10 protein-coding genes are annotated in these 13,780 nt (G+C 43.3%); 6 read left to right on the top strand and 4 right to left on the bottom strand.

Annotation, left to right across the window (positions count from 1 at the left end):
- Positions 1–225: 225 nt before the first annotated feature.
- The 4 genes from MCT08_RS17270 (at position 226) to MCT08_RS17255 (ending at position 4,571) form a co-directional block, all read left to right on the top strand.
- Positions 226–738: a hypothetical protein gene (locus MCT08_RS17270; protein WP_274678981.1), complete on the top strand. Its 513-nt coding sequence runs from the start codon at positions 226–228 to the stop codon at positions 736–738.
- A gap of 69 nt (positions 739–807) precedes the next feature.
- On the top strand, positions 808–2,619 hold the full coding sequence (locus MCT08_RS17265) for an HD domain-containing phosphohydrolase (RefSeq protein WP_274678980.1): 1,812 nt from the start codon (positions 808–810) through the stop codon (positions 2,617–2,619).
- A 125-nt stretch (positions 2,620–2,744) separates the two neighbouring features.
- Entirely contained in the window at positions 2,745–3,437 is a 693-nt protein-coding gene (locus MCT08_RS17260; protein WP_274678979.1) for an HAD family hydrolase, read from the top strand.
- A gap of 513 nt (positions 3,438–3,950) precedes the next feature.
- Positions 3,951–4,571 carry a DNA-J related domain-containing protein gene (locus tag MCT08_RS17255; protein WP_053311044.1) on the top strand — a complete coding sequence of 207 codons (621 nt, stop codon included), beginning with the start codon at positions 3,951–3,953 and terminating at the stop codon, positions 4,569–4,571.
- Between the two features lie 142 nt (positions 4,572–4,713).
- On the opposite strand, the gene MCT08_RS17250 is transcribed toward MCT08_RS17255, so the two are convergent.
- The 4 genes from MCT08_RS17250 to tesA form a co-directional block, all read right to left on the bottom strand.
- The gene (locus MCT08_RS17250) at positions 4,714–6,372 is read right to left on the bottom strand and encodes an ABC-ATPase domain-containing protein (protein ID WP_274678978.1); all 1,659 of its coding nucleotides are present in this window, start codon (positions 6,370–6,372) and stop codon (positions 4,714–4,716) included.
- Between the two features lie 88 nt (positions 6,373–6,460).
- On the bottom strand, positions 6,461–8,371 hold the full coding sequence (locus MCT08_RS17245) for a sensor domain-containing phosphodiesterase (protein ID WP_274678977.1): 1,911 nt from the start codon (positions 8,369–8,371) through the stop codon (positions 6,461–6,463).
- A 198-nt stretch (positions 8,372–8,569) separates the two neighbouring features.
- Positions 8,570–9,769: an enoyl-ACP reductase FabV gene (gene fabV / locus MCT08_RS17240; RefSeq protein ID WP_274678976.1), complete on the bottom strand. Its 1,200-nt coding sequence runs from the start codon at positions 9,767–9,769 to the stop codon at positions 8,570–8,572.
- An 80-nt stretch (positions 9,770–9,849) separates the two neighbouring features.
- On the bottom strand, positions 9,850–10,452 hold the full coding sequence (gene tesA / locus MCT08_RS17235; protein WP_274678975.1) for a multifunctional acyl-CoA thioesterase I/protease I/lysophospholipase L1: 603 nt from the start codon (positions 10,450–10,452) through the stop codon (positions 9,850–9,852).
- On the opposite strand from tesA, the gene MCT08_RS17230 reads away from it, so the two are divergent.
- The gene (locus tag MCT08_RS17230) at positions 10,451–11,125 is read left to right on the top strand and encodes an ABC transporter ATP-binding protein (RefSeq protein WP_274678974.1); all 675 of its coding nucleotides are present in this window, start codon (positions 10,451–10,453) and stop codon (positions 11,123–11,125) included. The two genes, tesA and MCT08_RS17230, sit on opposite strands and share 2 nt — an antisense overlap.
- The gene (locus MCT08_RS17225) at positions 11,125–13,566 is read left to right on the top strand and encodes an ABC transporter permease (RefSeq protein WP_274678973.1); all 2,442 of its coding nucleotides are present in this window, start codon (positions 11,125–11,127) and stop codon (positions 13,564–13,566) included. The genes MCT08_RS17230 and MCT08_RS17225 overlap by 1 nt, the downstream gene beginning before the upstream one ends.
- Positions 13,567–13,780: the final 214 nt, after the last annotated feature.

Below are 13,780 nucleotides of genomic sequence, written 5' to 3'. Positions count from 1 at the left end.
CGCCCTCTATTTCATACCCTTTATTCTCTTGTTCATTGAAGCGGCGGTGCTACTGATCCTTTCAGTTACAACGTTTATCCATGCTTATCGGAGAAACTCTTTTGCAGTGTAGTCACGAAATAAATTTAGTGGGTAGGTATTTAATTGCAGTACTGTCAGGAATTACTTGTCGCACAAGGGGTTGGTTAGTATCCTGCCTGCAATAATGAAAAGAAGAAGATCATCATGACAAATAACCTACCTAATGTGGCGGCAATTAAAAATCAGTGGCTATTTTCCCAAGTTGATGTGGAGTTTCCGACTCAAGAAAGCCTTCAGGGGCGGAGTTTGTATCAAGAAGCGCTCGTTGGACGAAGCTACCGCTTGCTAGAAGCGTCAGAGAAAGCTCTAGATGAAAGCTTGCTTGATGATGTGTACTTGGTTGATTTTCATCGTCAGACAATTTGGTTTGCAGTTTTACAAGCTAGCCTATGGGCTAATGAGGAAGATAAAGCCAATATTATCGAGTTTTTTACTCAGATCATTTATGCACAGCCGTGTGAGTTGTATTTAGGCTTTCACCAAGGTGAGCCGGTGGCGGCGGGCTTAGTTACCCATAGTGACGATGAAATTTTGGTTTCCGATCTTGTGATGTTGGATAAACATGCATTTGGTAATTCGGTAAATTTTGCAGCGTTATTACTTAAAAAATGGTCCACCGATCACGAATTGAGTAATAATGTATATATAGAACAATAGGTTATCGTGATGGCTAGGTATGATGTTTCTTTGCAAACATCATCCGTGGCTTATTGAAGAGAAAAATACATGAATAAAACACGCTGGCAACATTGGCTAAAGTGGATTTCCGTTGCTTTCTATGCGTTATTTTTTTCATTTTCGGCTCAATCAAATCCTTGGCAACTAAAATATGTGTTAGTGCTGCATTCTTATGAGGCTTCTTATCAATGGACTCATGAGTTGCAGAAGGTGATTGACAATACGATTGCTGGCAGTGACACACCGATCAAGCTGTCGATTGAATATCTCGATACCAAAAGAGTTTACGGTCAAGAATACCTTGCACAGGTCAAAAACTATTTCGATGTTAAATATCGAGGTTATCCTTTTGATGCCGTGATCGTGACCGATGACAACGCTCTCGTCATTGCCAAGCACCTCACCAATATTATCCGCCCGGATACTCCTGTTATTGCTGTTGGTATTAATGATCAAAATGCGACCTTGGATGAGCTTACTAAGAACAACGTTGTTATCTACGAAAAAGACGATGTTTTGGGCAATCTTAAGCTAATTCGTTCACTAAGGCCGAACTTGCAGAAGCTTTATTATCTTTCTGATCAAAGCAATACCTCACAACTGGTAAGAAGTAACCTTGATTCTGCTCTGACGACAGGTGTGCTAAACGGCATTGAGCTTATTGAGATAAACGATCTTTCTCTTGCTGATACTGAGCACTTTCTTGCCTCTGTATCTGCGGACGATGCGGTGTTGCTTTCTCATTTTAATACTGAAATTGGCCAAGGTGTTTTACACACTTATCAAGAGATTTCATATCGACTCAGCAAGGCGAGCGCTGCGCCCATTTTTGTCATGTGGGAGTTTTATATTCGTAACGATATAGTGGGCGGCTATGTCAGCCGTTCTGAGAAACTTGGAAAGACGGTTTTAGTTGAGCTTGGTCGCTTTATTCCTTTAGCGCTGGATAATGAAGTTGAAACAATCGACGTGATAACGCCGGTTTTTAATTATCATGCTCTAAAGAAACATCATATTGACGTAAATGATTTGCCAAAAAATGCCGTGATTACCAACCGTCCTCTCTCTTATTTAGAGCAAAATTGGCAAGTTCTAGTCACCGCTAGCGGTATTATTCTTGGTTTGTTGATCGTTATTATTATGCAAAGTGTGACGTTGAAACAAAAACGAGAATTAGCTCGTAAGAATCGTAAGATTGTCGCATTGCAATCACGAACTCTAACCGTTCAGAGAGAGATGATTCATTTGCTAGGCGAGGCGATAGAGACGCGCTCTGGTGAAACGGGTAACCATGTAAAAAGGGTGGCCAAATTGTCAGCCTTACTGGCTAAATTATGTGGCTTGACTCACCGCGAGGTTGAGATGATCGAAATCATCAGCCCGATGCATGATGTCGGTAAAATTGCGATTCCAGAGGCAATATTAGATAAGCCGGGGAAATTAAACCCTGAAGAGTGGCGGGTGATGCAAAGTCATACTACTGTAGGATTCAACATTTTGAATACTAGCGATGGTGACATCACTAAATTGGCCGCGATTATTGCCCATGAGCATCATGAACGTTGGGATGGCGACGGTTATCCGAATCAGAAAAAAGGCGAAGAGATTCACCTGTTTGCTCGTATAACGGCGATTGCTGATGTGTTTGATGCATTGCTCAGTGAACGTTGCTATAAAGAAGCTTGGTCGTTGGATAAAGTAGTGAGTTTGTTCAAGCGTGAATGTGGCTTCCAGTTCGATCCCGCTCTCGTGGAGCTTCTGCTTGATCATCTGGATGATTTTGTTGAAATACGTAATCTTTATCCCGATACCCCGGCGAATCATTTATCAATCTCGCTTCATTGTAAAAATATCATTTAATGTAAAAAGAGTGACGGGTGTGGAAGTTATACGCATCCGTTCTTACCTTCGCTCCATTCTGTTAACTCAATCATTCCAAGTAATGCTTCAAATATTAAGATTAAGGCTGATAAAAGGAAGCGTTTATGACTGAGAAAAAAATTAATTGCATTATTTTTGACTGTGAAGGTACTTTGGTTGACAGTGAGCGCTTATGCTGTGAAGCCTTGGTTGAGGTATTCAATCAATTTGGCGCTGAGCTTTCTTTTGATCAAATCCGTAATCATTTTGAAGGTGGTAAGATAGCCGATATCTTAGTTCAAACGCGAACGTACGCCAAAATTGATGCCGATATTGATCTGCTCGAAAAGCGATACCGGGTTGAGCTTGAGCGCTTATTTCAGCAGCGTCTATTACCTATGGAGGGGGCGCTGGAATTACTTAACTATCTAGATCAACAAGGTATTGAGTATTGCGTCGCATCTAATGCCCCTAAAGAAAAAATGGTTCTTATTTTAGAGCGTTGCGGTTTGAATACCTTCTTCGAAGGTCGTATTTTTTCTGCTTTTGAAGCGAACAGTTGGAAACCAGAACCAGACTTAATTCGTTATTGTGCGATGAGTATGGGGTTTCTAGTAGAAGAGTGTATTTATGTCGATGATTCTGAAAAAGGAGTCGAGGCGGGAGTCAACGCTGAGGTGCCAACTTTTCAGCTAGCCCCTCTAAATCCGAATGCTCGTTCTAAAGATTCGAATGTGGTGGTCATTAATTCATTACTGGATCTTAAGATCTGGCTTAGTGAACGTTGTGGGCAGAAGAATGAATATGCTTATAACTGATAGAGACCGCGTGAGTCGCTATCATTTTTCGAACACTTTGTAGGTTATCAGTTCGAAAGCCACACTGACCACAAATGAATTTTTCCTGGTTGTCGGAAATCAAGTACTCATCATGCTGGCAAAGTGGGCAGCAGTCGATCTCTTCTTGTTTTAGATTTATATGTTTCATATTGATATCTCGGCAGCAAAAGGAGAAAGAAGTTCTCCATATCTATAGAATAAACACTAATTGCTACACGCTGTTGGGAAACTTAATCTTAGTTTCTAAATTTAGACGCATTTCATACTTCATAGAAAAAATTGTCGAGGATTGTCTTGCTATTTATTACTCAGCGGATTCGGTTGTCCAAAATTCACTCACCGACATGACTAAGTTGCAAAGCTCTTTGTTGATAGAAGGTGTGAGAAACGGACTCCAGTTCAAAAAGAAAACACAAGATGGAGCAAGAAACTCGACAAAAAGTGCATCATAGATTTGAATGACAATAGAATCTTTATGCGAACTACGATGCTATGTCTCAAAGCCAAGAACTTACTGCTACGTTTCAATCCTATATGGAAAACCCTCTGCTTTGGCCGATGCTTGAAGTGTTGCGCAAGCAACCTTCAGGTTGGAAGGTACACACTTTAGCCGCGAATTTAAGTGAACTTGGCTTTATGCCTGTGTTAGATGATTCCCCCGAGAAAGATCTCTTCAAGCGTAACTTTTTAATTATGAATGCCTTGTATCAGTTGCAAGAGACACTGTATCCGGAAAAATGGCTACAAGTTGAAGCGATGAATATTATGTTAATGCCAGCGCAAAGGGCCATTCATTGTGAAATCGATTTGGACGATCCGTTACGTGAATACTATACACAATGGCATAACTACGAGGCGAATGAAGGAGAAGTTCGGCGATTGTTAAATGAGTTCTGGACCCGTTACCGTAAAGCGGTCGGAGGAACAAATGACCTAAATATGAATCGAATGAATGCCTTGAAGCTGTTCAAATTACCTGCCGAGGCGACGCAACTGGAAATTCGCAGAACATGGCGAAAACTGGCGTTGAAGTGGCATCCCGATCGAGACAACGGTAATGCTGAAACCTTCAGAGTGCTATGCGAAGCATGGAATGTATTGCGACACGATTAAATGTGGTTAACTAATTGAATTTAATATAAAAAAGAAGCGTTGCTCGCTTCTTTTTTATATTCGCGTTGTATTTAATACCAGTATTAGTAAATAACTGGTTATCCGCTGGTGGGTTATTGTTTGCTAACTGGCAATCACTCGTTTAAGAATCGCTGACTTTGAATTGAGACTTACGCATGCGGTTTAATGCAGCCATAACGTCTAGTATGCGCGGTTTGGCTAAGTCACCATGGTTTGGCATGTTTTGATACCAAGTTTCTGTGAGTAGGGCGTTCATCTCTTCTGCTGGCTTATTTGACCAACCGGGAGCTTGAGCAAATTGAAACCATGTCCAACCAATCGCGTTCACTTCCGATGCCGATTCTAACTGCTCTAACGCAGTCAAGTCAGCGAATTCTTTTCCAAAGCGAAGCGAATCGACGCCTTTGGCTGAGACTCGGAATTTCCCATCGACTAATAACTTTTGTAATGCCGCTCGGTTTATTGAGCGAGGTGCGAAGGTTGCTAATGGGGTTTCACATTCATTTTGACGTTCTGTAGGATGTTGTTTTATGACCTGCTTAGCTTTTTCCGTGACATCAACAGCGTGATAATCATGCATTTGGATAACAGTATCGGCGACGTCAAGATAGTCACCCGAGCCACCCATAACAATCAGTGTTGAAATATCGAGATCGTCTCTAAGTTGCCCAATGCGATCAACCAGTGGCGTGATAGGCTCATCACCTTTACTCACCAGAGCTTGCATACGTTCATCGCGGATCATAAAGTTTGTGGCGGATGTATCTTCATCAATCAATAAAGTACTGACGCCAGCTTCAATCGATTCTTGTAACCACGCTGCTTGAGATGTCGAACCCGATGCATCTTGAGTGCTAAAATCGGAAGTGTTTTTGCCCATAGGAAGATGATTGATGTAATTCGATAAATTCAAATTATGCACGCAACGTCCATCTTCAGCGCGAATTTTCATTGCATTGAGATCAGTGACAATACGCTCACGCCCATCTCCTGGGATATGATTATAAATGGAGCGTTCAATTGCCGTTAAGAGGGTGGACTTACCATGAAAACCGCCACCCACGATTAACGTAATACCTTTCGGTATACCCAGCCCTTTGAGTTTACCTTGATTAGGAGTTTCTAACTCAATTTCTAACGATGACGGTGCTTGGAAGGTAACGGCATCTTTCATCGGCAAATCGCAATTACCTGCAAGGCGAGGGAGAATGCTACCATTTGCCACGAATGCAACGAGGTTATGTTTTTCCAATTGGCGGCGCATTGCTTCTTGATCTTCAATCACTTCGCAATGCTCAAGCATGGCCGTTTTATTGAGCTCGCGTTCGATTGTCGCACGGCGAATAAACTTAGGCAGATAAAAGGTAATAATATTCAGCGCTTTTTTGGCCAGAATATCGCGCCCTTCCGCTGGAAGATTGATGCGAAAACGTAGCTCAATACCATGCTCAGTAAACAATACCGCCGTGCTATCAAGAACCGTTTGGCCTGTTAGTGCGATTGAAATGTGGTTCTCTTGCTTTGAAAATTCAGCAAAACTGCGTGCGATGAAGTCTCTCGCGGCCATTTGATACGCTGGTGATTTTTCTCTTAGCCACTCTAAATCTGTCAGTGACCAAGCACGCGTTGCGCGAAAGCGAGACGCAGAAGCGAAGGGGTCGGCTTGGATGTGATCGATATACAGGGTGAAATCACCAAAATCGTATTGGCCTTTAATCTGTTGATAGGCACGGTAGTTCTGTTTTTCTAGCTTTTTGAGAATTGATGTTAATAAATCCATCTCGATATCGCTCGTTTGCAAAGAGAAAGGCGGCGATTATAGGAATCGCCACCCTGAGAGTAAAGGAATGATCAAGATTTCCACTAAACTACAGCACCTTTGCTTCAAAGGCGTGCGGATAATTTTGATTCAGTAGCCCTATTTCAAATTCATCACAAGGCATTGGTCGACCGTAAAAATAACCCTGACCAAAATCACAGCCTTCGCTAATGATAAAATCTTCTTGATTCTGATTCTCAATACCTTCGAGTATCACTTTAAGCTTTAATTTCTTCGCGACGTGGATGATTGAGCGCACAATCTCTTTATCTTCATCACTATTTTCTAATTGCTGTACAAAGCTCTTATCTATTTTTATGCAATCAAAGGGGAATTTTTTCAAATAACTGAATGACGCATAGCCTGTGCCAAAATCATCAAGTGACAGTGTCACCCCGAGTTCATGCAGAACTCTTAAGGTATTGCTCGCGACGACTTCGTCAGCAATTAAACAGCTCTCGGTTACTTCCAGTTCGAGGTATTGTGCAGGAAGTTGGTAAGTGCTTAATAGTTCACTGACTTGCTCGGCAAACTGCACATTTTTTAACTGTACCGCTGAAACATTGATCGCCATTTTAAAATCATCGACCTGTTTTGCCCATTGGCTGGCTTTTTCGATGGCGGCGCGCAATACAAAATTTCCCACTTCGAATATCAAACCATTTTGCTCTGCCATGTGGATCAAGGTTTCATTGGAAATATCTCCAAGCACTGGGTGACGCCAGCGCAACAAGGCTTCTGCACCTGTCCAACGGTGCGTTACAGGCGATACTTTAGGTTGGAAATAGAGCATTAAGTCATCATTTCTGACCGCGCGCAGCAGGTAACTTTCCAATTGATTGGTGTGTGTCAGTGAGTCACTAAACGCTTGCGAGTAATAACAGAACTTATGCCCAGAGTCTTTGCAAGAAACCATCGCTGCTGAGGCTTGTTTGAGTAGCTCTCTAGCGCTGTTGGTATCTAAACTGGTAGCGATACCGATATAAGCATGTAAGTGAATTTTATGCTGTTCAATCATGAACTCGGAATGATTAATATCGACTAATTTATGACATAAAGTTTCTAAGTGTCGGGTCAGCTGTTTGGCTTTAACTACCAGAACTAAATCGGTGGAAGTTGGGCGAGCCGTGAGAAGTTCTATTTTTTCGATGCTTCCTAGCCGTTCGCGGTAGCGGGTAATAACGTTGTCCCAAGCTCGATAGCCAAAATGTGATTGAATATGGCGCGCATTGGTAAAACCGATATGCACAACCGCAACTTGCGTGTTTTGTTCAAAAGCATCAATCAGCCCCTGCTTTAACTCTAATTCAAGTGCATGACGGTTTAAAAAGCCAGTACCAATGTCGTGAAGTTTTTGGAACTGAATTTGTTGCTCTGCGGCGCGACGTTTATCAATTTCCTGCGTCAGAGAATAATTCAAATTTGCCAAATCTTGCGTTCGGTTGTTGACACGAGCTTTCAGTTCCTCATTCAACTGCTGCAGTTTTATCTGTTGATATAGGGTAGTGAGTTGAGATTGTATTGATTCACGAAAGCATTCTAGCAACTGTCGGTAAGTGTGGTTGAAATGGTTTTCTTTGCTATCAAGCACACATATAGTGCCGAACATATCGCCATTGGGCCAAACTAGCGGTATGCCACAGTAGGCTATCATGCCAAGTGAGATATCAGGATTATTCTGCCACTGTTCACTCACTAACGCATTGGGTACCAGTAGCTCTTTTTGAGTCGCCATCACTGTTTCACAATAGAGGCCTTGTTGTAGAGGCTCTTTGGCTCCAACTTGGTACGGGTTAGCGGTATTTGTGCTTTTACAAAACACTTCGATATGCTTTGCATTTGCTCTCATAATGAGAGCCGCGGGGACGTGCAAAATCTCAGCGAGTAAATTCACAATACCCTGCCAGTTTTCCAAAATGGATGAAGGGATAGGCAGATTTTGTGTATCGATTTTTGACATAATAATCAAATCCTGTGGCAACCAAGCTTAACAGCCGAGCATCCTTTGCTCTAGGTAAACGACCATTGAATCGGGCTTCGTTAGAAACTAGTCAGTCTTAAGTATAAGAACGGGTCGCCAATGTACCAAAAAAAAGTCCCGATAAAATATCGGGACTGGAGGATAGTTGGCTGCGTCTCACAAATGTGACACTAATAATCAATAGGTTAGTTTGATGTATTGTTTGATATCGATATCGCTAGAGTAATCAATCGTGTCGAAGCCGAAACCGTTTAATTGCATAAACTCTTGTTTGAAACCTGCATAATCGCCAATTTGTTGGAAATTACTTTGGTCCATTTCGTTAAGGAGTGTTGCAACTCTTTGCTGGGTATCAGGGTTAAGTTCCCAATCGTCTAAGCGGATCAAACGTTCACTATCTACTGGCACTTTTCCTTGGCAATAGAGCTTCTCGCTAAATAGGCGTTGCATCTGTTCAATACAGCCTTCGTGTGTTTGTTTCTCTTTCATCACTTTATACAAAGCAAGAATATAAGGGCTTAGACCGGGAATAAACACGCTGGCTTTAGTGACCAGAGCTTTACACACCGTTGCGTAAGCACTACCACCGTAATTGGCCAGTTTAAGATTCAGTGCATGACTTGTTTGATGCAAATCGATTTTGGCCCGACCAAGTGTCCCATCAAGATAAATAGGGTGGGTGATTTGTGGCCCAATATAGGAAAAAGCAACAGTTTTACAGCCCGGAGCGATAGATTCCGCATTGATAAGTGTGTCGATCCAATTTTCCCAATCTTCCCCGCCCATTACTTTTTGTGTGCTTTCAACTTCTTCATCGCTGGCTGGTTCTAATGTGGTGTTTACCCACGTATCGTTTTCTAGCAAGATACTGGCGCCAGAGACTGACTCACCAATAGGTTTGATCGCCGAACGCCAAAATTGCTCTGAATTTGGTTTAGGGCGTAGTCCGCTGGCAATACTATATATCACTAAATCCACTTCACCTTCGAAGTAGGTCTCTATCGCTTCAATGACCTGTTCGCGAACGGATTGAGAAAAAACATCACCCTCAATATTAATCGCGGTTCGACCTGCATGTTCAGCATGCTGCTTAAAAAACAGATTATTATACCAACCCGCAGTGCCGACGCCTTTATCTGAAGGGGCTTTCTCAAACGAAACACCAATCGTGTCGGCATTAGATCCACCAAAAGTCAGTGCAATGCGTGCAGCTAATCCAAAACCAGAAGAGGCGCCTAAAATAAGGACTCGTTTTGGCCCATGAGTGATCGGTTTGCAGGATTTAACGTAATTAATTTGTTGAAGAACCGCTTGTTCACACCCTTTGGGATGAGCAGAGCGAGCGACAACACCTTTGATCACAGGTTCAATGCGCATATTTTGTACCTTCGGTGATAGAGAGATGGAGTCAAAATAACGTAAAGCTAGGTAAAGTTTATTGAGCTAGACCATTAAAATTAGAGATGCTGTGCTAAATGTTGCGCAACATATTCAGCAATCCAAAGTTGAGCATCAGCCTTAGGGTGTAAGCCATCTGGCATCATCCACTCGGGCTTGATGATCACTTGCTCTAAGAAAAAGGGCAGTAATGTGATTTGTTTTTGGCTGCTAAGTTGAGGGTAAAGGTTATAAAACGCATCGCTGTAGCGTTTACCGTAGTTAGGTGGAATACGAATTTGCATCAAAATTGGGGTCGCGTTTTGTTGTTCGATGTGGTCGATTATCGCGGTTAAATTTTTACCGATTAAGGCCGGTGGGAAGCCACGTAATCCATCATTGGCGCCAAGCTCAACCAATACAGCGTCGGGTGAGTGTTGTTTTAATAGCGCGGGAAGTCTGGCTAAACCATTGCCAGTGGTGTCACCTGAAATGCTCGCATTGATAACCGTGACATCCTCTTTACCTTGAGCGTCGAGCGCGCTGGGTAATAGGCTGGGCCAAGCGCTTTCTATGGGCATTTCATAACCAGCACTTAAGCTATCGCCCAGTATCAAGAGTGTGGTACTACTAGCGTTAGCTGAGAATAATAAAATACCAAGCAAGGAAAGTAATCGAGTCATGCAAACATCCATAATAAAAGCACAGTCATTGTCTAAAACAGTCTCTACCAATCAAGAGCATTTAACAATCTTAAAAGAAGTGAATTTAGAGATCAAAATTGGCGAGAGTGTTGCAATTGTCGGGACTTCAGGTGCGGGGAAGTCGACGCTAATGACCTTGTTGGCGGGGCTGGATACACCGACTCAAGGTGAAGTTGAACTGCTTGCTCAGCCACTATCCAAACTTGATGATGAAGCGCGCGCGGCGATTCGCAGTGAATCGGTTGGTTTTGTATTTCAAAGTTTTCTTTTGATCCCAAGCCTCTCTGCATTGGAAAATGTAACGCTACCTTGTTTGTTAAAAGGCGAAAAAGAAGACATTGAACGTGCTAAATCCCTGTTGATTTCGGTCGGCTTAGAGCATCGCATGCATCATTCACCAGCTCAACTTTCTGGCGGTGAGCAGCAACGGGTCGCTTTAGCTCGCGCTTTTATGATCAACCCTAAGGTCCTGTTTGCTGATGAGCCGACCGGGAATCTCGACCAAGAAACCGCGGCTAAAGTGGTTGAACTGCTGTTTGAACTAAACAAGCAACATGGCACCACGCTTGTGTTGGTAACTCATGATCCTGCGTTAGCCGCTCAGTGTGATCGCACTTTGCGTATGCAGGCAGGTATGTTGGAGGAGCGATAATGACCCAAGCTCTAAAAACATCATTAAACAAGCGTCTGGTGAGCTGGAGCCTTGGTGAGATTCGCCATGGGCAGCTATGGCCGATCTCGGTTGCTTTAACTTTGATTATCGCTTGTATTTTTGCGCTTACTGCTTTGGCTGATCGGATGGAACAAGTGATTGTCAAACAAGGCAAGGATGCACTTACTGCTGACAGTGTTTATATTTCATCTAACTCATTACCAACGCCATTACTAGAACAACTGCAAACGTTACAATTGCCGTCGTCCCAATTGACGCGCTTTGCTACCATGGCGTTTAGCGATAACGGCATGCAGCTTGTTACTGTCAAAGCGGTGGATAGCGTTTATCCGTTACGTGGCGAGATGCTCCTGTCTGACGGCGTGGCAACGGTCAACCGTGTGTCTCCTGGCCAACTATGGCTTGATGAGCGTGTATTTACTCAATTAGAGGTCAGTGTTGGCGATAAAGTCACATTAGGCGATGCAGACTTCATTATTTCAGGGCGTATCGTCGAAGAGCCTGGTCTGAGTTTCAATCCTTTCCAGCAAATGCCGGCAGTGCTGATTCACCAAGATGATGTCGTGAAGACAGGGGCCCTGCAACTGGGTAGTCGGGTACGATTTAGCTTATTTGTGAATGGTGATGATGCACAGATTGAAACATTGAAATCATCGATAGCGTTAACGCCAAGTGACCGCTGGCGAGATAGAAACAGCGGCAGTCGAACTAATGAAGTGTTTGAGCGTACCGAGCAATATTTATCGTTGACGGTGGCGATCGTGATCATCATGGCAGCGACAACCTTGGTGTTGACGTGTCAGCATTACGTTTCTACTCGCCAAAAGACGATCGCTATGCTGAAAAGCTTGGGTGCAAGTCGACGTTGGATTAGCCAATGGCTGGCAGTACAAGTGCTGATTTTGTTTGTGTCAGCGGCGGTATTTGGTGTGCTAATTGGCATTGGTTTAGAGTTTTTACTGCGCGTCCCTCTGGTTGACTTGCTACCGAATCCGTTACCGAGTTATGGCATCAAACCCGCAATGATTGCTGTGATTGCCAGTTTGCTGATTGCGGTGCCAGCGCTTGGTATTCCACTGATGCAGCTGTTAGACACCAATGCATTGAATGTAATGCAAACGGTGAAAGCGCAGACTAGTCATCGCCGTAACTTGAGCTTAGTACTTATTCCTATCATCCCTATGCTTGTGGTTTATTGGAGCAACAGCTTAGTATGGATTGTGCTGATCGGTATTGTGGCATTATTTGCGGTGTTAGCGTTAGTGAGTGTGCTGCTCACTCGGTCGCTTGGGCGCTTGCCATTATCTACCGCTCTAAAACTGGCATTGAGCCGCATCAACCGCTCTTCTATGACCACTGGCATTCAATTTGGCGCGTTGGCACTTTCATTGATGCTATTGGCCATTATGTGGTTAGTTCGAACCGATTTACTCTCCGATTGGCAACGCACATTGCCCAGTGATGCGCATAACGCATTTGCGCTCAATATTGCACCCTATGAGAGAGAGGCATACCTAGATACACTTGATGCGGCCAGCATCGAACGTTCGCAAGCCTATCCAATTATTCGCGGACGTCTGACTACTATTAATGGTCAGCAAGCAAAACAGAATGCTGAAGATGAAGAAAAAACCGACGCGTTAAGGCGTGAACTGAATTTCACTTGGGGTGAAGCGTTACCGACATACAATCAAGTACTCGAAGGGCAATGGAGCGAGCAAAATGGAGTATCTGTTGAGTCTGATGTTGCACGCGACCTAGGGTTAAAGATCGGTGATACCTTAGGCTTTGTGATCAACAGTCAACACGTTGAAGCGCAAGTCAATTCGATCCGTCAAGTGGAATGGCGAGAAATGAAGCCGAACTTCTATTTCATTTTCACTCCTGATGTGTTGCAAGCGATCCCTGCGACATGGTTAGTCAGTTTTAGGGCGCAAGATAAAGACAATGATCTTTTAACCAATCTATCTCGTACCTATCCCACAGTCAGCCTGATGGATATTCGCTCGATGGGGAGTAAGATCCAAACCCTATTAACACAAATCGTCTGGTCAATTACGGTTCTGGCCGGGCTTGGAGTGGTTGCGGGCATTTTATTGATTTTTACTCTGTTGCGTTTGAGCTTAAGTCAGCGTCAGCAGGAAATTCGTCTTTATCGCACTTTGGGGGCCAGTAAGCGACGAGTTGAGCAAACTATTTGGGCTGAATATGGACTGATGGCATTGGTGGCTGGAGCAGTGGCAAGCCTTGGTTCAGATGCTGTGGTGGCAGGGGTGATGAAGTTTGGTTTTGAACTAGACCCGGTAGCGCATTACAGTATGTGGCTTGTCTTGCCTTTCGTGACTTTTTGCACACTAGCGCTAGTGGTTAACAGTTTAATTAAAAGGCTGCTGACCCCTATAAATAAAGAGTTTAGCTAGAAGCGAGAATGAACTCTTACCTAGTTATCCACAAAAACAGTGGATAAAGTTTGGGATAACTTAGCATGTTGATAACTGCTCATTCTCGTCTAGCCCCGTGGTTACGTTGGGTTGAGCAGTTTTGTTATTCACAAGGTTGAAAAATCATCGTTTTGGCATTATTGAGTCAAGTCATTTTTTATATTATTTATCATTCTTGCGTATTGATTGTTAG

This window comes from Vibrio aestuarianus, from assembly GCF_028858425.1.
In the GTDB taxonomy this organism is placed as follows: domain Bacteria; phylum Pseudomonadota; class Gammaproteobacteria; order Enterobacterales; family Vibrionaceae; genus Vibrio; species Vibrio aestuarianus.
Note: the sequence above shows the minus strand (reverse complement) of the source record. Positions and strands in the feature narration are given on the sequence as shown.

Bases quoted from the DNA above. Each gene is read 5' to 3' on its own strand.
- MCT08_RS17270 (WP_274678981.1), top strand. From the start codon at position 226: ATGACAAATAACCTACCTAATGTGGCGGCAATTAAAAATCAGTGGCTA.
- MCT08_RS17265 (WP_274678980.1), top strand. From the start codon at position 808: ATGAATAAAACACGCTGGCAACATTGGCTAAAGTGGATTTCCGTTGCT.
- MCT08_RS17260 (WP_274678979.1), top strand. From the start codon at position 2,745: ATGACTGAGAAAAAAATTAATTGCATTATTTTTGACTGTGAAGGTACT.
- MCT08_RS17255 (WP_053311044.1), top strand. From the start codon at position 3,951: ATGTCTCAAAGCCAAGAACTTACTGCTACGTTTCAATCCTATATGGAA.
- MCT08_RS17250 (WP_274678978.1), bottom strand. From the start codon at position 6,372: ATGGATTTATTAACATCAATTCTCAAAAAGCTAGAAAAACAGAACTAC.
- MCT08_RS17245 (WP_274678977.1), bottom strand. From the start codon at position 8,371: ATGTCAAAAATCGATACACAAAATCTGCCTATCCCTTCATCCATTTTG.
- fabV (WP_274678976.1), bottom strand. From the start codon at position 9,769: ATGCGCATTGAACCTGTGATCAAAGGTGTTGTCGCTCGCTCTGCTCAT.
- MCT08_RS17230 (WP_274678974.1), top strand. From the start codon at position 10,451: ATGCAAACATCCATAATAAAAGCACAGTCATTGTCTAAAACAGTCTCT.
- tesA (WP_274678975.1), bottom strand. From the start codon at position 10,452: ATGACTCGATTACTTTCCTTGCTTGGTATTTTATTATTCTCAGCTAAC.
- MCT08_RS17225 (WP_274678973.1), top strand. From the start codon at position 11,125: ATGACCCAAGCTCTAAAAACATCATTAAACAAGCGTCTGGTGAGCTGG.